16 protein-coding genes are annotated in these 19,136 nt (G+C 59.6%); 3 read left to right on the top strand and 13 right to left on the bottom strand.

All coding sequences use genetic code 11. The features are described 5' to 3' along the window. Window positions 1-9 precede the first annotated feature (9 nt). From BK660_RS17175 to ppsA, 6 genes are all read right to left on the bottom strand, one after another. Window positions 10-834 carry a mechanosensitive ion channel family protein gene (locus tag BK660_RS17175; protein ID WP_008048604.1) on the bottom strand — a complete coding sequence of 275 codons (825 nt, stop codon included), beginning with the start codon at window positions 832-834 and terminating at the stop codon, window positions 10-12. Between the two features lie 2 nt (window positions 835-836). Further along, the gene (locus tag BK660_RS17170; RefSeq protein ID WP_027922557.1) at window positions 837-1,085 is read right to left on the bottom strand and encodes a hypothetical protein; all 249 of its coding nucleotides are present in this window, start codon (window positions 1,083-1,085) and stop codon (window positions 837-839) included. 63 nt (window positions 1,086-1,148) lie between these two features. Then, complete coding sequence (locus BK660_RS17165) at window positions 1,149-2,144, bottom strand: zinc transporter ZntB (protein ID WP_123434254.1); 996 nt, start codon at window positions 2,142-2,144, stop codon at window positions 1,149-1,151. Between the two features lie 24 nt (window positions 2,145-2,168). Continuing rightward, a complete protein-coding gene (gene rraA, locus BK660_RS17160) occupies window positions 2,169-2,660 on the bottom strand; it encodes a ribonuclease E activity regulator RraA (RefSeq protein WP_123434253.1) in 492 nt (163 codons plus the stop codon). 121 nt (window positions 2,661-2,781) lie between these two features. Next, a complete protein-coding gene (locus tag BK660_RS17155) occupies window positions 2,782-3,771 on the bottom strand; it encodes an alpha/beta fold hydrolase (RefSeq protein ID WP_123434252.1) in 990 nt (329 codons plus the stop codon). A gap of 92 nt (window positions 3,772-3,863) precedes the next feature. After that, window positions 3,864-6,239: a phosphoenolpyruvate synthase gene (ppsA, locus tag BK660_RS17150; protein ID WP_123434251.1), complete on the bottom strand. Its 2,376-nt coding sequence runs from the start codon at window positions 6,237-6,239 to the stop codon at window positions 3,864-3,866. Window positions 6,240-6,413: 174 nt separating this feature from the next. On the opposite strand from ppsA, the gene ppsR reads away from it, so the two are divergent. Continuing rightward, a complete protein-coding gene (gene ppsR, locus BK660_RS17145; RefSeq protein ID WP_027922552.1) occupies window positions 6,414-7,232 on the top strand; it encodes a posphoenolpyruvate synthetase regulatory kinase/phosphorylase PpsR in 819 nt (272 codons plus the stop codon). A 114-nt stretch (window positions 7,233-7,346) separates the two neighbouring features. On the opposite strand, the gene BK660_RS17140 is transcribed toward ppsR, so the two are convergent. Next, window positions 7,347-8,756: an aminotransferase-like domain-containing protein gene (locus BK660_RS17140; protein WP_123434250.1), complete on the bottom strand. Its 1,410-nt coding sequence runs from the start codon at window positions 8,754-8,756 to the stop codon at window positions 7,347-7,349. Window positions 8,757-8,892: 136 nt separating this feature from the next. Between BK660_RS17140 and BK660_RS17135 the strand changes: the two genes are divergently transcribed. After that, on the top strand, window positions 8,893-9,792 hold the full coding sequence (locus BK660_RS17135; RefSeq protein WP_185045135.1) for a DMT family transporter: 900 nt from the start codon (window positions 8,893-8,895) through the stop codon (window positions 9,790-9,792). Here the strand turns inward: BK660_RS17135 and prpD are convergent. The 6 genes from prpD to BK660_RS17100 all read right to left on the bottom strand — a co-directional run bounded on the left by prpD (window position 9,770) and on the right by BK660_RS17100 (window position 18,293). Further along, window positions 9,770-11,254 (bottom strand): 2-methylcitrate dehydratase, encoded by a 1,485-nt coding sequence (prpD, locus tag BK660_RS17130; protein ID WP_123434248.1) that lies wholly within the window; start codon window positions 11,252-11,254, stop codon window positions 9,770-9,772. The two genes, BK660_RS17135 and prpD, sit on opposite strands and share 23 nt — an antisense overlap. A 204-nt stretch (window positions 11,255-11,458) precedes the next feature. Then, window positions 11,459-12,649 carry a 2-methylaconitate cis-trans isomerase PrpF gene (gene prpF / locus BK660_RS17125; protein ID WP_123434247.1) on the bottom strand — a complete coding sequence of 397 codons (1,191 nt, stop codon included), beginning with the start codon at window positions 12,647-12,649 and terminating at the stop codon, window positions 11,459-11,461. Window positions 12,650-12,715: 66 nt separating this feature from the next. Continuing rightward, complete coding sequence (gene acnD / locus BK660_RS17120) at window positions 12,716-15,310, bottom strand: Fe/S-dependent 2-methylisocitrate dehydratase AcnD (protein WP_123434246.1); 2,595 nt, start codon at window positions 15,308-15,310, stop codon at window positions 12,716-12,718. A 206-nt stretch (window positions 15,311-15,516) separates the two neighbouring features. Continuing rightward, a complete protein-coding gene (prpC, locus tag BK660_RS17110) occupies window positions 15,517-16,644 on the bottom strand; it encodes a bifunctional 2-methylcitrate synthase/citrate synthase (RefSeq protein ID WP_027922546.1) in 1,128 nt (375 codons plus the stop codon). 45 nt (window positions 16,645-16,689) lie between these two features. After that, window positions 16,690-17,580, bottom strand: a complete 891-nt coding sequence (gene prpB, locus BK660_RS17105; RefSeq protein WP_123434245.1) for a methylisocitrate lyase — start codon at window positions 17,578-17,580, stop codon at window positions 16,690-16,692. Continuing rightward, window positions 17,577-18,293, bottom strand: coding sequence for a GntR family transcriptional regulator (locus BK660_RS17100; protein ID WP_404942948.1), 717 nt, complete (start codon window positions 18,291-18,293; stop codon window positions 17,577-17,579). Before BK660_RS17100 ends, prpB begins: the two co-directional genes overlap by 4 nt. 301 nt (window positions 18,294-18,594) lie before the next feature. Here BK660_RS17100 and rloA point away from each other — a divergent pair, with 301 nt between their 5' ends. Then, window positions 18,595-19,131 carry a retropepsin-like aspartic peptidase RloA gene (rloA, locus tag BK660_RS17095; protein ID WP_123434244.1) on the top strand — a complete coding sequence of 179 codons (537 nt, stop codon included), beginning with the start codon at window positions 18,595-18,597 and terminating at the stop codon, window positions 19,129-19,131. The last annotated feature ends 5 nt before the right edge of the window (window positions 19,132-19,136 follow it).

Raw genomic sequence — 19,136 nt, 5'->3', positions numbered from 1 at the left:
TTTGCCGGGTTAGCGGCTACTCACATGCTGCTCCAGGAGAATCCGATTGGAGAGAGAGACTAGCTCACCCTCATCGGTCAGCAATGTGGTTTTAACCGTGCCGATCTCTTCGATCTGGCCTTCGACCTCGCCAACACGCACTTGTTGCCCAACCTGATATAGCTCACGCACATAGATTCCCGCAAGAATCTGACCGGCAATTTCCCGGCTTCCCAAACCCATGGCCAGCGCAACCGCCAGACCAACGGTGATCAACACAATGACGATCACATGGTTGAGCAGGTCAGTCTTGACCTCCAACTGGCTGATCGCTACCGAGATACTGATGATAATCACCAGGCCCTGAGCAATTCGTCCCAACCCCGAAGCATAGTCCAGCCCTACGCCTTCTGCCGCGCCGCGCACCAGTCCATTGGCCAATTGCGCCAGCAACACACCTACCAGCAACACCAGCGCCGCGCCGAACACCTTGGGCAGATACAGAGCCAGCATATCCAGCGTAGCTGAAACTCGCTCAAGTCCAAGGGATTCTGCTGCAGAAACCAGGAAAATCAGCAGGACGAACCAATAGACAATCTTGCCGATCAACGTCGAGATCGGTACCTGGAGACCAGCCCGGGATAGCAATTTAGTCAGACCGGTACCGCCCATCAGGCGATCGAGACCCAGCTTGGCGAGCAGCTTGGACAACAAAGTGTCCAAAAGTTTCGCAACGACGAAACCCAACAGCAACACAACCAGTGCGCCGAACAGGTTCGGAATGAAGTTCGCAACCTTTGTCCATAACGCAGTCATTGCAGTGACGAGGCTCTGAGTCCAGAGATCAAGTTCCATATTCAATCAGCCTTATCAGCAGTGCGAACGGTAGGTTTACGGTGACGGGAGACCGGCGCGACGTGGGCCGAGCCGTTGTTGAGGGCAATCATCAGCGCGGGCAACCAGCGGCCCAGCAGGCTGAACAGATCGCCGGCGCCGACCTGGCGGTTGGCGGTTTTCAGTACACGCCCAAGGCACGCATCGTCGTCCCGGGTGGACGGTGATGCATTGAGCATGTCGCGCAAAGACTGTTCAAACGGATCGTGCATACGCACCTCTCGTGATGTCTGTGAAAGACGCGATCAAATTTGCCCGGGTCACATGACGCATGCTCACACCCAACGCAAACGTCGAAATAACCACCACTGCCCGAGCGCCACCGAGACCATCATCAGGCACGCAATCAGGAAGCCATAAGGGCTCGCCGAGAACGGAATGCCACCGACGTTGATCCCCAAAAGACCGGTCAGGAAACTCATCGGCAAAAAGATCCCAGTGATGATCCCGAAGCGGTACATCGTGCGGTTCATGCGCACGCTCAAGCGTCTGTCCTCAGCCTCGAGGACCAGCCCCACCCGCTCCCGGGTCAATTCCAGCTCCTCAAGGTAGCGGGTCAGGCTGTTGTTCAATTCGTTCCAGTAATCGCCATCGTCTTCAACAAACCAGGGCAGTTTTATACGCGTCAGTTGCCCGAAAATATCCCGCTGAGGTGCAAGGAAACGTTTCAGCGCTGCCGCCCTGCGACGGATCTGCAATATGGCGCCGTGTTCGGGTGTATACCGTTCGTCGGCATCCAGTTTTTCTTCTTCCTCATCGACCACTTCCGAGAGGCAACTGACCAGGTCCTGCACTTTATTGGTGAGGTATTGCGCCATATAAAGGACAAGTTCAGACGCAGTTTTCGGCCCTTTGCCGTCGGCGAGTTGTACCAACAACTCGTCGGTGGCGCGCAACGGACGCAGACGCAAGGAAATAACCCGCTTGGCCGAGGCGAAAATCCGCACCGAGACCATGTCTTCCGGCTCTGCGCCGGGATTCAAATTGACCCCACGCAAAAATAGCAGCAGTTCGCTGTCCGAAAGCTGTAGAAGACGCGGTCGGGTGTTTTCTTCGAGCAGGAGGTCGCAGCTGAATTCACTCAGACCGCTGGTTTTACGCAGCCAGGTCTGGGTTTGCGGATGACTGCGATCCCAATGCAGCCACAGGCTTTCATGAGCCTCTAGCTGCAAGTCATCGAGTTCAGTCCGGGCTATCGAACGCGCACTGCCTTTACCGTCCAGCACCAGGGCATGCACCAGGCCCCACTGCGCGTTTTCTTCCTCGAACATCCGCATCCCTTTGTTGGTTTCTGTTTATTCAGGCATTTTCAGCGGGCTTGGCGAGATGATCACGCCGTTGTTGTCCGCATAAATGTAATGGCCTGGATGGAACGTCACGCCAGCAAAGGTCACCGGTACGTTGAGATCGCCGATGCCGCGCTTGTCGGTTTTCATCGGGTGGCTGGCCAGGGCCTGAACACCCAGGTCGGTTTGTGCAATGACGTCGACGTCACGGATGCAACCGTAGATCACCAGCCCTTCCCAACCGTTTTTCGCGGCCTTCTCGGCGATCATGTCGCCCAGCAGCGCACGACGCAGGGAACCGCCACCGTCGACTACCAACACCTTGCCATTGCCCTTGAGCTCGGCTTGTTCCTTGACCAGCGAGTTGTCTTCGAAGCACTTGATGGTCACGATTTCGCCGCCGAATGAATCACGGCCACCGAAATTGCTGAACATCGGTTCCAGCACCTGCACCAGCTCCGGATAGGCGTCGCACAGGTCGGGCGTGAGGTAATGATTCATCGAGAAACTCCTGTAAAGAGGAAGACAATCGAGGGTGTCGAAACGTGACCAAAACTGCTCAATGCGTCATATCTTAGCCGCAAGCCGATCAGAGCGAAATGCCCTTGTTAGAGCATCAGGCTCAAACTGCCGTCGCCAGATCCGGCTTGTTGCCCATCAAAGGCGCCTGTTGATCAGCCAACCACCGCGCCACCAACGGCCAGACCTCGGCCTGAGCAGCTTTGCTGACCAGCATTTCAACGTGACCAAAATTGTCGCCAAAGCCCTGCTCACGACCCAAGTTGATGAATTGCTTGTGCTCGGAACCAATCTGCTCGAATAGCTTGCGACAGGCCCATGCCGGGTCCTGATGATCGCCGACTGCGCTCACGGCCAACACCGGCATCGCAACGTTGGCCAATCCGGCCCACCAGTCCTTGTCGGCATCGCCAAAACGCCCGAACAGGCCGTACCAGCGCATGCTTTCCAGGGCCAGGCCAATCGGCTCGTCCTCGGGGCCGCGCTTGAGCCGTGATCCCGACAGTTGCGCAAAACGCTTGAGAATAAAGCGCCCGCTCCACTCCACCGGGGGAATCTTCAACGGCCAATAGGTGCGGCTGACTTGCGTGCCAAAAAACGCTGCCGACGCCACCACCGGCTCGCCGATGTACTCACCGCCCAATGCCGCCGCCAGCGTAATCCCGCCCAGCGAGTGACCGATCCAGTGCGGGACCTGGCCACTTTGCTCACGCACGAACGCGCCAATGGCCGGCAGATCGTAACGCGCGTAGTCGGCGACACGGTTCTTGCGGTAGTTCTGGTTACGCTGGGACAGGCCATGACCGCGCATTTCGGGAATCCATACATCGAATCCCAGACGCGTCAGATAGGCACCCAGCCCCAACCCTTTCGGGGAAAACCAGAAGCGCCGATTAGAGAAGCTGCCGTGCAACAGGATCACCGGCACGCCACGTACCGCCGGCTCATCGGCCATTCCCAACCGGGTAACGGCCAGCTCGACGCTGACGTCGGGACTGTTTGCCGGCTTCAAACGGTAGACATCTTCGCTCAGATCACCGCGCCGTTCGGCGCTGATCAGGGCGACTGGAAATAGGTTGCTGCTGCTTTGCATAATGCTCTTGCACAAAAAAGGGCGGCATCCAGAGGAGCCCGCCCTACTCAAATCTTTAAAGCCCCGGCCACTTGACCGGGGCTTCATTCACATCAAGCCGGAGCCTGACCTTCAGCCAGGAAGAACCAGGTTTCCAATACGGAGTCAGGGTTCAACGAAACGCTTTCAATGCCCTGCTCCATCAGCCACTTGGCCAGATCAGGGTGGTCCGAAGGACCCTGACCGCAAATGCCGATGTACTTGCCGGCCTTGTTGCACGCGGCAATGGCGTTCGCCAGCAGCTTCTTGACCGCCGGGTTACGCTCGTCGAACAGGTGCGCGATGATCCCGGAGTCACGGTCCAGGCCCAGCGTCAGCTGAGTCAGGTCGTTGGAACCGATCGAGAAGCCGTCGAAGAATTCGAGGAACTCTTCAGCGAGGATCGCGTTGGATGGCAGTTCGCACATCATGATGATGCGCAGACCGTTTTCGCCGCGAGCCAGACCGTTTTCGGCCAGCAGATCGATCACTTGGCTGGCTTCGCCCAGGGTACGGACGAACGGCACCATGATTTCGACGTTGGTCAGGCCCATCTCGTTGCGCACGCGCTTGAGGGCACGGCACTCGAGTTCGAAGCAGTCACGGAACGATTCGCTGATGTAACGCGAAGCGCCACGGAAGCCCAGCATCGGGTTTTCTTCTTCCGGCTCGTAGAGCTTGCCGCCGATCAGGTTCGCGTATTCATTGGACTTGAAGTCCGACAGACGCACGATGACCTTTTTCGGGGTGAACGCTGCAGCCAGGGTGCTGATGCCTTCGACCAGTTTGTCGACGTAGAAGTCGACCGGGTCGTTGTAACCGGCGATGCGCTTGTCGACGCTGTCCTTGATGTCCTGCGGCAGACCGTCGTAATTCAACAGCGCTTTGGGGTGAACACCGATCATGCGGTTGATGATGAACTCCAGACGGGCCAGGCCCACACCGGCATTCGGCAGTTGCGCGAAGTCAAAGGCGCGGTCCGGGTTGCCGACGTTCATCATGATCTTGAACGGCAGGTCCGGCATGGCGTCGACGGAGTTCTTCTTGATGTCGAAGCCGAGTTCGCCTTCGAAGATGTAACCGGTGTCGCCTTCAGCGCAGGAAACGGTCACGCCCTGGCCGTCTTTCAACAACTGGGTGGCGTTGCCGCAACCGACCACGGCCGGGATGCCCAGCTCGCGAGCGATGATCGCCGCGTGGCAGGTACGACCGCCACGGTTGGTGACGATGGCGCTGGCGCGCTTCATGACCGGTTCCCAGTCCGGGTCGGTCATGTCGGAGACCAGCACGTCGCCTGGCTGGACTTTGTCCATCTCGGACACGTCCTTGATGATGCGGACCTTGCCGGCGCCGATGCGCTGGCCGATGGCGCGACCTTCAACCAGCACGGTGCCGGTTTCTTTCAACAGGTAGCGTTCCATGACGTTGGCCTGGGTACGGCTCTTCACGGTTTCAGGACGGGCCTGAACGATGTAGAGCTTGCCGTCGTCACCGTCTTTGGCCCACTCGATGTCCATCGGGCACTGGTAGTGCTTCTCGATGATCATCGCTTGCTTGGCCAGTTCGCTGACTTCGGCGTCGCTCAGGCAGAAACGTGCGCGATCAGCCTTGTCGACGTCGATGGTCTTGACCGATTTACCGGCCGTGGCGACTTCGCCGTAGATCATCTTGATGGCTTTGCTGCCCAGGTTGCGGCGCAGGATGGCTGGGCGACCAGCGGCCAGCGTGCCTTTGTGGACGTAGAACTCATCCGGGTTCACCGCGCCTTGTACGACGGTTTCACCCAGGCCGTAGGCGCCGGTGATGAACACCACGTCACGGAAGCCCGATTCGGTATCGAGGGTGAACATCACGCCGGCGGTGCCGGTTTCGGAGCGGACCATGCGCTGAACGCCAGCCGACAGGGCCACCAGCTTGTGGTCGAAACCCTGGTGCACGCGGTAGGAAATCGCACGGTCGTTGAACAGCGAAGCGAACACCTCTTTGGCGGCGCGAATGACGTTTTCGACACCACGGATGTTCAGGAAGGTTTCCTGCTGACCGGCGAAGGAAGCGTCCGGCAAGTCTTCGGCGGTAGCGGAAGAGCGCACGGCCACGGCCATGTCAGGGTTGCCGGCCGACAGCGTGGCGAACGCGGTGCGGATTTCGGCGTTGAGCTTCTCGGGGAACTCGGCTTCCATGATCCATTGACGGATCTGGGCACCGGTACGGGCCAGGGCGTTGACATCGTCGACATCCAGGGCGTCGAGGGCGGCGTGGATCTGATCGTTGAGACCGCTCAGTTCCAGAAAATCACGATAAGCCTGAGCTGTCGTGGCGAAGCCACCGGGCACCGATACACCGGCACCTGCGAGGTTACTGATCATCTCGCCCAGGGATGCGTTCTTGCCCCCCACATGCTCAACATCGTGTTTGCCGAGCTTATCGAGGGAAACTACGTACTCTACCAAGGTGATCTCTCCACTAACTGTGTTGGAAAAGCTCAGAAGCCGGCTGCTCGGGGGAGCATTTGCCAGCTGTATGGCCTGGACCTGGAAAATAAGTGAGAATGCGGGCCACTGGCGGCCGACAAACCGCGCCTATCATATCCAAGATTCGTCATTAGCTTAAGGCCCAAGGTGCAAATGAAACGATCTGCTTTCTTTATTTCCGACGGTACCGGCATCACGGCCGAAACCCTGGGTCAAAGCCTCCTGGCGCAGTTCGAAAACATTACCTTCAGCAAATTCACGCGACCGTACATCGACAACGTGGATAAAGCGCGGGCCATGGTACAACAAATCAACAAAGCCGCCGAAACCGACGGCTTCCGGCCGATTATTTTCGACACGATCGTCAATCAGGACATCCGTGAGATCCTCGCGACCTCCAATGGTTTCATGATCGACATTTTCTCGACCTTCCTGGCACCGCTTGAGCAGGAACTGACCGAGCATTCTTCCTACACCGTCGGCAAGTCCCACTCCATCGGTGCCAACACCAATTACATGGAACGCATCGAGGCGGTGAACTTCGCCCTCGACAACGACGACGGCGCCCGCACGCACTACTACGACAAGGCCGATTTGATCCTGGTCGGCGTGTCGCGTTGCGGCAAGACCCCGACCTGCCTCTACATGGCCATGCAATTCGGTATCCGCGCGGCCAACTACCCGCTGACCGAAGACGACATGGAACGCCTGACCCTGCCCAGCGCCCTGCGCGCCCACCAGCACAAGCTGTTTGGCCTGACCATCGACCCGGACCGCCTCACCGCGATCCGCAACGAGCGCAAGCCCAACAGCCGCTATTCGAGCTACGCACAGTGCGAGTTTGAAGTGCGCGAGGTGGAGAATCTGTTCCGTCGCGAGAACATTCCGCATATCAACTCCACCCATTTCTCCGTTGAAGAAATTTCCGCGAAGATTTTGGTGGAAAAAGGGGTGGAGCGGCGGTTCAAGTAGATCTTTAGCGCCTGTCAGGCCGCCTTCGCGGGCAAGCCCGCTCCCACATTTGACCGCATTACTCCTGGAGAAACTCGGTCGAATGTGGGAGCGTGGCTTGCCCGCGAAGAACGATTACGCGATCTCGGCCAATGCCCCGGCCAACGCTTCAAACCCTCTCAACAACAACCGATCATCCCCCGCCGAATTGCACACGCTCGCCCGAATGAACTGCGGCACCGCCCCATGCCCCACCGCAAAAGCCTCGGCAGTCGCCACCCGATAATTATTCTCCTTGAGCTCCGCCGCGATCTGCGACGCGCGCCAAGGCTCAGGCACCTCGATCCAGAAGTGCGGGCTGTGGGTATGAGTCTTGTAAACCGACCCTTCCAGCCGCCCCGCGACCATTGATTTGCGTCGACTGATCTCGACGATCTGCTGCCCCAACAACTGCTCGGCAACGCCGTTTTCGATCCACTGACTCGCCATTTCCAGCGTCAGCGGGCTGGCCATCCAGCATGTTCCGCGCACCGCCGCACTCAAACGTCCGATCAACGGTAGCGGCGCATGCAGATATCCCACCCGCAAACCGGCCGAAACAGCCTTGCTCAAGCTGCCAATCAACACCGAACGCTCCGGGGCGAAATGGCTCAGGGGCAGCGGTCGCTGTTGCGCCAAAACCGCGTGAGCCTCGTCTTCAAGGATCAGCAGATTGTGCTGTCGACAAACGGCGGCAATCGCCTCGCGTCGTGGGACGGACATCACCGCCGCCGTAGGATTCTGGATCGTCGGTGTGCAATACAACGCCGACACACGATGGCTGCGACAAACGTCCTCCAGCGCGTCCGGCAGCAGCCCTTCATCATCCATCGCGACACCGATCAACTTGATCCCGAGCATGCGCGCAACGCTGATCAAACCAGGATACGTCAGGTGCTCCGTGACCACGGTATCGCCCGCTTTCAGCAACGCCATCAAGGCACACAACAGACCGTGCTGACCGCCGTTGACGCAGACGATCTGTTCGGCATTCGGCTCAAATGCCTGGTGCCGCAACCAGTGCGCACCGGCTGCGCGATGGCGCGGCAAACCGGCGTCGGCGGTGTAGCCGCTGAGGTGTCGCAACGCCTGCGGATCAAGGGCCAGTGCTTGCAGGCTCTGACTCAGAAACAGCGCCTCCTGCCCTGGAATCGGCTGGTTGCGGCTCATGTCAAAAAAGCCCTGCGGCTCTTCGCTGACATTGCGAAAACCACCGTCACGCGGACGCTCCATTCCGCGCTGACGCACGTAGGTGCCGTCTCCTACACGAGCGACGACCAGGCCCACGCGTTCAAGCTCGCCATAGGCGCGACTAATGGTGCCGATGGTCACGCCCAGGCTGTCCGCCAACAGCCGATGAGGCGGCAACTTGCTGCCGGCTTCAATCACCCCTTCGGCGATGGCTTTTTCCACGGCATCCGCCAGACGCTTGTACTTCACGCCCACCCCGTTGGCGAGGCCATCGCGCAGGATTGACACCATGGCAATACTTGCTTTGACAGTCATTGCATCCCCGAATAGCGTGCTTGAAACAGGTGCAATCAGGGATAGACCTTTTGCAGTTGCAGGTCAATTCCGACGATAAGGGAGCCGAGTCATGTCCATCGCCATCAGTGCTACTGCAAGTGCTCGAAAACCCTGGCTGACCGCGCTGGTCACCAGCGTGCTGTTCCTGATTGTGTGCCTCAGTTGGGGCACGACGTGGCTGGGGATCAAGATTGCCGTCGAAACCGTGCCGCCGCTAACGGCGGCCGGCTTGCGTTTTCTGATCGCGTTTCCGTTGTTCCTCGGCTTCGCCCTGATCCGCCGTGAACCGCTATTGTTTCCCAAGGAAAGCCGCTGGTTTTTCGTGTTCGTCACGCTGTCGTATTTCAGCCTGCCGTATTACTTGCTCAACTACGGCGAGATGCATGTGTCGTCCGGGCTGACGGCGCTGCTGTTCAGCTGCATGCCGGTGTTCATCCTGTTGTTTTCCGCGTTGTTTTTGCGCGAGAAAATCTACCCGTCGCAAGTGCTCGGGATCGCCATCGGCTTTGGCAGTCTGTTCATGATTATCCGCAGCCAGGGCCTGCATCTGGACCATGCGGAATTGTTCGGGGTATTGGCAATTCTCTGCGCGGCGGTGATGCATGCGTTGTGTTACGTGGTGACCAAAAAACACGGCACCTCGATCAGCGTGATCACCTACAACACCCTGCCCATCGGCATCGCCGGGGTGATGTTGTTTGTCGCCGGTTTGCAGGTTGAGGCGCCGCTGTTCAGCGCCATCAGCGCGCGGTCGTGGAGTGCCCTGCTCTATCTGGGACTGGTCGCGTCGGTGGGCGGATTCATCGTTTATTTCCTGCTGCTCAAACGCCTGAGCCCAATCATTTTGTCCTTCGTGTTTATCATCTTCCCGGTGTTCGCCGTGATCATCGGCGCCTGGTACGAGGGGCAACCCTTGTCCCAGGAACTGATGATGTATTCGGCAATTTTGCTGACCGGTTTTGCGATCACCAAATTGCCGATGGAAAAGTGGCTCAGAGCACGAACAGGTCCATGAAGCGATTGACCGGCGTGGCTTCCAGAGCCACCTGATCCGTGCACAACGCAACAATCTGCGCACTGCGCTGGGCGGTGAATCGCGTGGCCAGGTTGGCCTTGAATTTGTCTTCCAGCAGCGGGATACCGTCGACGCGACGACGGCGATGACCGATCGGGTATTCGACCACCACGTTCTCGGTGCTGGAGCCGTCCTTGAAGAACACTTGCACCGCATTGGCGATGGAGCGCTTGTCGGCTTCGAGGTATTCGCGGGTGAAGCGCGGGTCTTCGACGATGACCATTTTCTCGCGCAGCACATCGATGATCGGATGCGCCGCATGGAAGTCGTCTTCGTAGTGCTCGGCCACCAGATTGCCGAATGCCAGCGGCACGGCGGTCATGTACTGGAGGCAGTGGTCGCGGTCGGCGGCATTGGCCAGTGGACCGACTTTGGAAATGATGCGGATCGCCGACTCGTGGGTGGTGATGACGATGCGGTCGATTTCATGCAGCCGATTACGAACGTGCGGGTGCAATTTCACGGCTGCTTCGCAGGCGGTTTGCGCATGAAACTCCGCTGGAAAACTGATTTTGAACAGCACGTTTTCCATCACATAACTGCCGTACGCCCGCGAGAAACTGAAGGCCCGTTTATCTTCGGGCTTGAGCGCCAGATCATTGTTGGTGTGGCTGAAAAAAACGTCGTAAAAGCCCCACTGTTTGGCCGTCAGCACACCGGGAATGCCCATCTCGCCACGCATGGCGATGTCTGCCAATCGTACGCCACGACTGGTCGCATCGCCGGCCGCCCAGGATTTGCGCGAACCGGCATTTGGCGCATGCCGATACGTGCGCAGCGCCTGGCCGTCGGCGAACGCATGGGACAACGCCGACAAGAGTTGCTCGCGACTGGCGCCCATGAGTTTGGCGGTGACCGCCGTCGAGGCGACTTTCACCAGCATGACGTGATCGAGGCCGACGCGATTGAAGGAATTTTCCAGGGCAATCACGCCTTGAATTTCGTGGGCCATGATCATCGCTTCGAGCACCGCGCGAACGGTCAGCGGAGCCTCGCCATTGGCCAGGTGTTTTTGCGAAAGGTGATCGGCCACCGCGAGAATGGCGCCAAGGTTATCCGACGGATGCCCCCACTCGGCGGCGAGCCAGGTGTCGTTGTAATCGAGCCAGCGCACGATGCAGCCGATGTCCCACGCGGCTTTGACCGGATCGAGGCGATAGCTGGTGCCGGGCACGCGGGCACCGAACGGCACGACCGTGCCTTCGACGATGGGGCCCAGGTGTTTGGTGCATTCGGGAAAGCGCAGCGCCAGCAGACCGCAGCCCAACGTATCCATCAGGCAGTTGCGGGCGGTGTCGAGGGCTTCTTGGGATTGGATGTTGAAGGTGAGGACGTAGTCGGCAATGTCCTGCAGGACACGGTCGTACTCGGGGCGAATGTTCTGGTCGACGTTGGCACTCATGTTCGATTCACTCTTGAAGTGGTTCGTTGATGGGACCTCGGTTCAGGGATCAGTCTCGGTTGGTGAAGCCACTCTTGTTTTGAAATGCAGTCCCTTGTGGGAGCGAGCCTGCTCGCGAAAGCGGTGGATCAGTCGACATCAATGTTGAATGTCAGTCCGTCTTCGCGAGCAGGCTCGCTCCCACAGGGGTTTTGCGTGAATCAGTTAGAACGAATCACCCGGCACGCGAACATAACCTTCCATCAACACCCGCGCACTGCGGCTCATAATGGCTTTGTTCACGGTCCATTCACCGTTGACCAGGCTGGCTTCCGCACCCACACGCAACGTGCCGGACGGATGGCCGAAACGTACTGCGTTGCGTTCGACACCGCCCGCCGCGAGGTTCACCAACGTACCGGTAATCGCCGCTGCCGTGCCGATCGCCACCGCCGCCGTGCCCATCATCGCGTGGTGCAATTTGCCCATCGACAACGCACGCACCAGCAAGTCGACATCCCCTGCCGCAATGGCTTTGCCGCTGGACGAAACGTAGTCCGCCGGCTTGGCCACGAACGCCACTTTCGGCGTGTGCTGACGCTTGGCCGCTTCGTCGATGTTCGAGATCAGGCCCATGCGCAATGCGCCGTAAGCCCGGATGGTTTCGAACATCAGCAAGGCTTTCGGGTCGCTGTTGATCGCGCCCTGCAACTCGGTGCCGGTGTAACCGATGTCTTGGGCATTAACGAAAATCGTCGGGATGCCGGCATTGATCATGGTCGCCTTGAAGGTGCCGACGCCGGGTACTTCGAGGTCATCCACCAGGTTGCCGGTCGGGAACATCGAACCACCGCCGCCCTCTTCTTCCGCCGCCGGGTCCATGAATTCGACCTGCACTTCGGCAGCCGGGAAGGTCACGCCATCGAGTTCGAAATCACCGGTTTCCTGCACTTCACCATTGGTGATCGGCACGTGGGCGATGATGGTCTTGCCGATGTTGGCTTGCCATACGCGAACCACGGCCACGCCGTTGTGCGGAATGCGGCTGGCGTCGACCAGACCGTTGCTGATCGCGAACGAACCGACCGCTGCCGACAGGTTGCCGCAGTTGCCGCTCCAGTCCACGAAAGGCTTGTCGATGGACACCTGACCGAACAGGTAATCGACGTCGTGATCGGCCTTGAGGCTTTTCGACAGGATCACGGTTTTGCTGGTGCTGGAGGTTGCACCGCCCATGCCGTCGATTTGCTTGTCGTACGGGTCGGGGCTGCCGATCACGCGCAGCAACAAAGCGTCGCGGGCCGGGCCTGGAATTTGTGCCGATTCAGGCAAGTCTTTGAGGCTGAAAAACACGCCTTTGCTGGTGCCGCCACGCATGTAGGTGGCAGGGATTTTGATCTGAGCTGCGTGAGCCATGTACTCGTTACTCCTTACCTTGAAAACAGACACGGGACCTGAAGTCCCGTGTCTGTAAAGCGTGTGTCAGACGGCGACTGCCGACTCTTCGAGGAAGTCCTGGGCAAAGCGTTGCAACACGCCGCCGGCTTCGTAGATCGACACTTCTTCGGCGGTGTCGAGGCGGCACATGACCGGCACATCAACGCGTTCACCGTTCTTGCGATGGATCACCAGCGTCAGCTCGGCGCGCGGTGTGCGCTCGCCGATCACGTCGTAGGTTTCGCTGCCGTCGATGGCCAGGGTGTGACGGTTGGTGCCGGCCTTGAACTCCAGCGGCAACACGCCCATGCCCACCAGGTTGGTGCGGTGAATGCGCTCGAAACCTTCGGCGGCAATCGCCTCCACACCCGCCAGACGCACGCCCTTGGCGGCCCAGTCGCGGGACGAACCCTGACCGTAGTCGGCGCCGGCAATGATGATCAGCGGCTGCTTGCGTTCCATGTAGGTTTCGATGGCTTCCCACATGCGCATGACCTGGCCTTCCGGCTCGACGCGGGCCAGCGAACCCTGCTTGACCTTGCCGTTTTCCAGAACCATTTCGTTGAACAGTTTCGGGTTGGCGAAGGTGGCGCGCTGCGCAGTCAGGTGGTCACCGCGGTGAGTCGCGTAAGAGTTGAAGTCCTCTTCCGGCAGGCCCATTTTCGCCAGGTATTCACCGGCGGCGCTGTCCAGCATGATCGCGTTCGATGGCGACAGGTGATCGGTGGTGATGTTGTCCGGCAGCACCGCCAATGGACGCATGCCCTTGAGCGGACGTGCGCCGGCCAACGCGCCTTCCCAATACGGCGGACGACGGATGTAGGTGCTCATCTCGCGCCAGTCGTACAGCGGCGCCACTTTCGGGCCGGTGTCTTCGTGGATGGCGAACATCGGGATGTAGACCTGACGGAACTGCTCCGGCTTCACCGAGGCCTTGACCACGGCGTCGATTTCTTCGTCGCTCGGCCAGATGTCTTTCAGGCGGATTTCCTTGCCATCGACCACGGCCAGCACATCTTTTTCGATGTCGAAACGGATGGTCCCGGCGATGGCGTAAGCGACCACCAGTGGCGGCGAAGCGAGGAACGCTTGCTTGGCGTACGGGTGAATCCGGCCATCGAAGTTGCGGTTACCGGATAGCACGGCAGTGGCGTACAGGTCGCGGTCGATGATCTCTTGCTGGATCACCGGGTCCAGTGCGCCGGACATGCCGTTGCAGGTGGTGCAGGCGAAAGCCACGACGCCGAAACCGAGCTGATCCAGTTCTTTGGTCAGACCGGCTTCATCCAGGTACAGCGCGACGGTTTTCGAACCCGGTGCCAGGGACGATTTGACCCATGGCTTGCGGGTCAGGCCGAGCTTGTTGGCATTGCGCGCCAGCAGGCCGGCAGCGATCACGTTGCGCGGGTTGCTGGTGTTGGTGCAGCTGGTGATGGCAGCGATGATCACGGCGCCATCCGGCATTTGGCCAGGCACGTCATCCCACTGGCCGGAGATGCCTTTGGCGGCCAGATCGGACACCGCGACACGGGCGTGCGGGTTGCTCGGGCCAGCCATGTTGCGCACCACGGTGGACAGGTCGAAGGTCAAGCCGCGCTCGTATTGCGCGCCCTTCAAGCTGTCGGCCCACAGGCCGATGGTCTTGGCATAGTGCTCCACAAGCTGCACCTGATCGTCTTCACGACCGGTGAGCTTGAGGTAGTCGATGGTCTGCTGGTCGATGTAGAACATCGCGGCAGTGGCGCCGTATTCCGGGGCCATGTTGGAGATGGTTGCACGGTCGCCGAGGGTCAGCGCAGCAGCGCCTTCACCGAAGAACTCCAGCCATGCGCCCACGACTTTTTGCTTGCGCAGGAACTCGGTCAGCGCCAGCACCATGTCGGTGGCAGTGATGCCCGGTTGCAGCTTGCCGGTCAGTTCGACGCCGACGCTTTCTGGCAGACGCATCCAGGAAGCACGACCGAGCATCACGCTCTCGGCTTCAAGACCACCGACGCCGATGGCGATCACGCCCAGCGCATCAACGTGCGGGGTGTGGCTGTCGGTGCCGACGCAGGTGTCGGGGAATGCAACGCCGTCACGTACCTGGATCACCGGAGACATTTTCTCCAGGTTGATCTGGTGCATGATGCCGTTGCCTGGCGGGATCACGTCGACGTTCTTGAACGCCTTCTTGGTCCAGTTGATGAAGTGGAAACGGTCTTCGTTGCGACGGTCTTCGATGGCGCGGTTCTTCTCGAACGCCTCCGGATCAAAACCACCGCGCTCGACGGCCAGGGAGTGGTCGACGATCAATTGCGTCGGCACCACCGGGTTCACTTGCGCCGGATCGCCGCCTTGCAGGGCGATGGCGTCACGCAGGCCGGCGAGGTCGACCAGTGCGGTCTGGCCGAGAATGTCGTGGCACACCACGCGGGCCGGGAACCACGGGAAATCGAGGTCGCGTTTGCGTTCGATGAATTGCTTCAGGGATTCGGTGAGCGTGGCCGGGTCGCAGCGACGCACAAGGTTTTCCGCCAGCACGCGGGAGGTGTACGGCAGGGTGTCGTAGGCGCCAGGTTGAATGGCTTCGACAGCCGCACGGACGTCGAAGTAATCCAGATGGCTGCCGGGCAGCTGTTTGCGAAATTCTGTGTTCATCGTCAGGACTCGGGTCACGGTAAATACAAAGGGTGGGGCCTGGCACCGGGCTTGAACTGAAACCGGATCAAATGTGGGAGCGGGCTTGCTCGCGAAAGCGGCGTATCAATCGACATCAATGTTGGATGTCAGTCCGTCTTCGCGAGCAAGCCCGCTCCCACACAGGTTTCCGGTTCATTCAGCGACCAGTGTGGCAACCCCACCATTCAGCGTTGTTCGATTGGCACGAACTTGCGCTGTTCAACGCCGACATACTCGGCGCTCGGGCGGATGATGCGGTTGTTGGCGCGTTGTTCGAACACGTGGGCGGCCCAGCCGGTCAGGCGCGAGCAGACGAAAATCGGTGTGAACAACTTGGTTGGAATGCCCATGAAGTGGTACGCCGAGGCATGGTAGAAGTCGGCGTTCGGGAACAGCTTCTTTTGCTCCCACATGGTCTTGTCGATGGCTTCGGAAACCGGGAACAACACCTTGTCGCCCACTTCGTCAGCGAGTTTTTTCGACCAGCCCTTGATCACTTCATTGCGCGGATCGTTGTCTTTGTAGATCGCGTGACCGAAGCCCATGATCTTGTCTTTGCGTTCGAGCATGCCGAGGGTGCCTTCGATCGCCGCTTGCGGCGAGCTGAAGCGTTCGATCATTTCCATCGCCGCTTCGTTGGCGCCGCCGTGCAGTGGACCGCGCAGCGAACCGATGGCAGCGGTGATGCAGGAGAACAGATCCGACAGCGTGGACGCGCACACACGTGCGGTGAAGGTCGACGCGTTGAACTCGTGCTCTGCGTAGAGGATCAGCGAAACGTTCATCACCTTGACGTGCAATTCACTCGGCTTCTCGCCGTGCAGCAGGTGCAGGAAATGACCGCCGATGGTCGGCTCGTCAGTCACGCAGTTGATGCGCTTGCCGTCGTGGCTGAAGCGATACCAGTAGGTCATGATCGCCGGGAACGCGGCAAGCAGACGGTCGGTTTTGTCGTGTTGCTCGGAGAAGTTGTTCTCCGGCTCCAGGTTGCCCAGGAACGAGCAGCCGGTACGCATCACGTCCATCGGGTGGGCGTCGGCGGGGATGCGTTCCAGTACTTCTTTCAACGCTTGCGGCAGGTCACGCAGCTTGCTCAGCTTGCTGACGTAGGCGTCCAGTTGCGCTTTGCTCGGCAGTTCGCCGTACAGCAGCAGGTAGGCGACTTCTTCGAACTGCGCGTCAGCCGCCAATTCGCGAACGTCGTAGCCACGATAGGTCAGGCCTGCGCCCGACTGGCCCACGGTGGACAGTGCGGTTTGCCCGGCAACCTGACCACGGAGCCCGGCGCCACTGAGTACTTTTGCTTCGGCCATTGCTGTCTCCAGAATCTTTTTGAATTTGTTAGGGAGTAAATCGACTTACTTCTTCGCCGCGAACAACGCATCGAGCTTCTGCTCGAAGGTGTGGTAGTCGATGCGATCGTAAAGCTCCATGCGGGTCTGCATGGTGTCGATGACATTCGCCTGCGTGCCATCGCGGCGCAGAGCGGTGTAGACGTTTTCCGCGGCCTTGTTCATCGCGCGGAAGGCCGACAGCGGGTACAGCACCAGCGATACATCGGCACCGGCGAGTTGCTCGGTGGTGTACAGCGGCGTTGCGCCGAATTCGGTGATGTTGGCCAGGATCGGCGCTTTCACACGGCTGGCGAACAGCTTGTACATTTCAAGTTCGGTGATGGCTTCCGGGAAGATCATGTCGGCGCCGGCCTCGATGCACGCAGCCGCGCGATCCAGGGCAGACTCCAGGCCTTCCACCGCCAGGGCGTCGGTACGGGCCATGATCACGAAGCTGTCGTCGGTACGGGCATCGACTGCAGCCTTGATGCGATCGACCATTTCCTGCTGGGTCACGATCTCTTTATTAGGACGATGGCCGCAACGCTTGGCGCCAACCTGGTCTTCGATGTGAATCGCCGCGGCGCCGAACTTGATCATCGACTTCACGGTACGGGCAACGTTGAAGGCCGAGGAACCGAAACCGGTGTCCACGTCCACCAGCAGCGGCAGGTCGCAGACGTCGGTGATGCGGCGCACGTCGGTCAGCACGTCATCCAGGCCGGTGATGCCCAGGTCCGGCAGGCCGAGGGAGCCCGCGGCCACACCGCCACCGGACAGGTAAATCGCCTTGAAACCGGCGCGCTTGGCCAGCAACGCGTGGTTGGCGTTGATCGCGCCGACCACTTGCAATGGATGCTCGCTGGCGACCGCATCGCGGAAACGCTGGCCTGGAGTGCTCTTGTTCAAACTCATGACTCACCTCGTTTGGCTGTCGGGTTAGCGCCGTCCTGGTAATGACGGGCGATATTGCGTTTGGAGGCGCCGATGTGGCGGCGCATCAACAACTCGGCCAGCTCACCGTCACGGTCGGCGATGGCATCGAGAATTCGGTGGTGCTCGGCAAATGCCTGGTGCGGGCGATTAGGTACGGTGGAAAACTGGATGCGGTACATGCGCACCAGTTGATACAGCTCGCCGCAGAGCATTTGCGTCAGGGTGCGGTTACCGCTGCCCTGGATAATCCGGTAATGGAAGTCAAAGTCGCCTTCCTGCTGGTAGTAGCCTCGTCCGGCCTGAAACGCTTCATCGCGCTCATGGGTTTCGAGGACGCGGCGCAGTTCGTCGATTTCTTCGAGGGTCATGCGCTCGGCGGCCAGGCGGCAAGCCATGCCTTCAAGGGATTCGCGGATTTCGTAGAGTTCCAGCAGCTCGGCATGATTGAGCGAAACCACCCGTGCCCCGACATGCGGCACCCGCACCAGCAGGCGCTGGCCTTCCAGACGGTGGATCGCTTCACGCAGCGGCCCGCGGCTGATGCCGTAGGTGCGCGCCAGCTCTGGCTCGGAGATCTTGCTGCCCGGGGCGATCTCGCCCTTGACGATGGCCGCTTGAATGCGCCGGAAGACGTTTTCGGAAAGTGTCTCCGAATCGTCTTGGGTAGTGAGCGGGGGATCCAGTTGATCCAGCATATTGTCGACACCTTGAAAGCTGATGCGGCAAAAACTAGCGAAAACAGGCCGCGCAGTCAAAGGTTAATTCGATATTGTCGACAATCGTCTAATAACCCGCCGCACCATAACAAAGCAGCACAGTGGTTATAGCCGCCTGCCAGCGGTGGCGCCAGCAAACCACCGTGCTAGAATGCCGCCCGCATTTGTTTGTGACATCTGCACTGTTTGTCACAAATAGCTGATAGGCATACGAGGGAGCTTGCGCAGCAATGCCAGGGCCTTGAATCGACGTACGGACCGCTGCGCGCCAGGATTTATGAGACTCAAGCCCTTCCCGACATTCCTTTATCTACTGTGTCTGCCCGGTTTTGCCACGGCGGGGGAAAAGACGGTGTACGGCCTCAACGAGTACGCCTCCCTGGATGGCATCGACCTTGAAGTCGCGGCCAAACTCGACACCGGGGCGAAGACCGCCTCACTGAGTGCCCGCGACATCAAACGCTTCAAACGCAATGGCGAGTCCTGGGTGCGCTTTTACCTGGCCATCGACGCCGCCCATTCGCACCCGATCGAACGGCCACTGGCCCGGGTCAGCAAGATCAAGCGCCGGGCCGGTGACTACGACCCGGATGAAGGCAAGAAGTACACGGCCCGCCCGGTGATCGAGCTGGACATCTGCATGGGTTCGGCATTACGCAGCATCGAAGTGAACCTGACCGACCGCAGCGCCTTCCAATACCCGCTGTTGATCGGCTCCGAAGCGCTCAAACGCTTCGATGCGCTGGTCGACCCCAGTCTTAAATACGCTGCTGGCAAACCCGCCTGCGCCACCGACGCTCATACCGCAGAGTAATTCCA

The sequence above is a fragment of the Pseudomonas brassicacearum genome, from assembly GCF_003732265.1.
Taxonomy (GTDB): Bacteria; Pseudomonadota; Gammaproteobacteria; order Pseudomonadales; family Pseudomonadaceae; genus Aquipseudomonas; species Aquipseudomonas brassicacearum_D.
Note: the sequence above shows the minus strand (reverse complement) of the source record. Positions and strands in the feature narration are given on the sequence as shown.

Coding starts and splice junctions, on each gene's coding strand:
- BK660_RS17165 (WP_123434254.1), bottom strand. CDS start 2,144: ATGTTCGAGGAAGAAAACGCGCAGTGGGGCCTGGTGCATGCCCTGGTG.
- acnD (WP_123434246.1), bottom strand. CDS start 15,310: ATGAACACAGAATTTCGCAAACAGCTGCCCGGCAGCCATCTGGATTAC.
- rloA (WP_123434244.1), top strand. CDS start 18,595: ATGAGACTCAAGCCCTTCCCGACATTCCTTTATCTACTGTGTCTGCCC.
- prpD (WP_123434248.1), bottom strand. CDS start 11,254: ATGAGTGCCAACGTCGACCAGAACATTCGCCCCGAGTACGACCGTGTC.
- BK660_RS17175 (WP_008048604.1), bottom strand. CDS start 834: ATGGAACTTGATCTCTGGACTCAGAGCCTCGTCACTGCAATGACTGCG.
- BK660_RS17155 (WP_123434252.1), bottom strand. CDS start 3,771: ATGCAAAGCAGCAGCAACCTATTTCCAGTCGCCCTGATCAGCGCCGAA.
- prpB (WP_123434245.1), bottom strand. CDS start 17,580: ATGAGTTTGAACAAGAGCACTCCAGGCCAGCGTTTCCGCGATGCGGTC.
- ppsR (WP_027922552.1), top strand. CDS start 6,414: ATGAAACGATCTGCTTTCTTTATTTCCGACGGTACCGGCATCACGGCC.
- rraA (WP_123434253.1), bottom strand. CDS start 2,660: ATGAATCATTACCTCACGCCCGACCTGTGCGACGCCTATCCGGAGCTG.
- prpF (WP_123434247.1), bottom strand. CDS start 12,649: ATGGCTCACGCAGCTCAGATCAAAATCCCTGCCACCTACATGCGTGGC.
- BK660_RS17140 (WP_123434250.1), bottom strand. CDS start 8,756: ATGACTGTCAAAGCAAGTATTGCCATGGTGTCAATCCTGCGCGATGGC.
- prpC (WP_027922546.1), bottom strand. CDS start 16,644: ATGGCCGAAGCAAAAGTACTCAGTGGCGCCGGGCTCCGTGGTCAGGTT.
- BK660_RS17170 (WP_027922557.1), bottom strand. CDS start 1,085: ATGCACGATCCGTTTGAACAGTCTTTGCGCGACATGCTCAATGCATCA.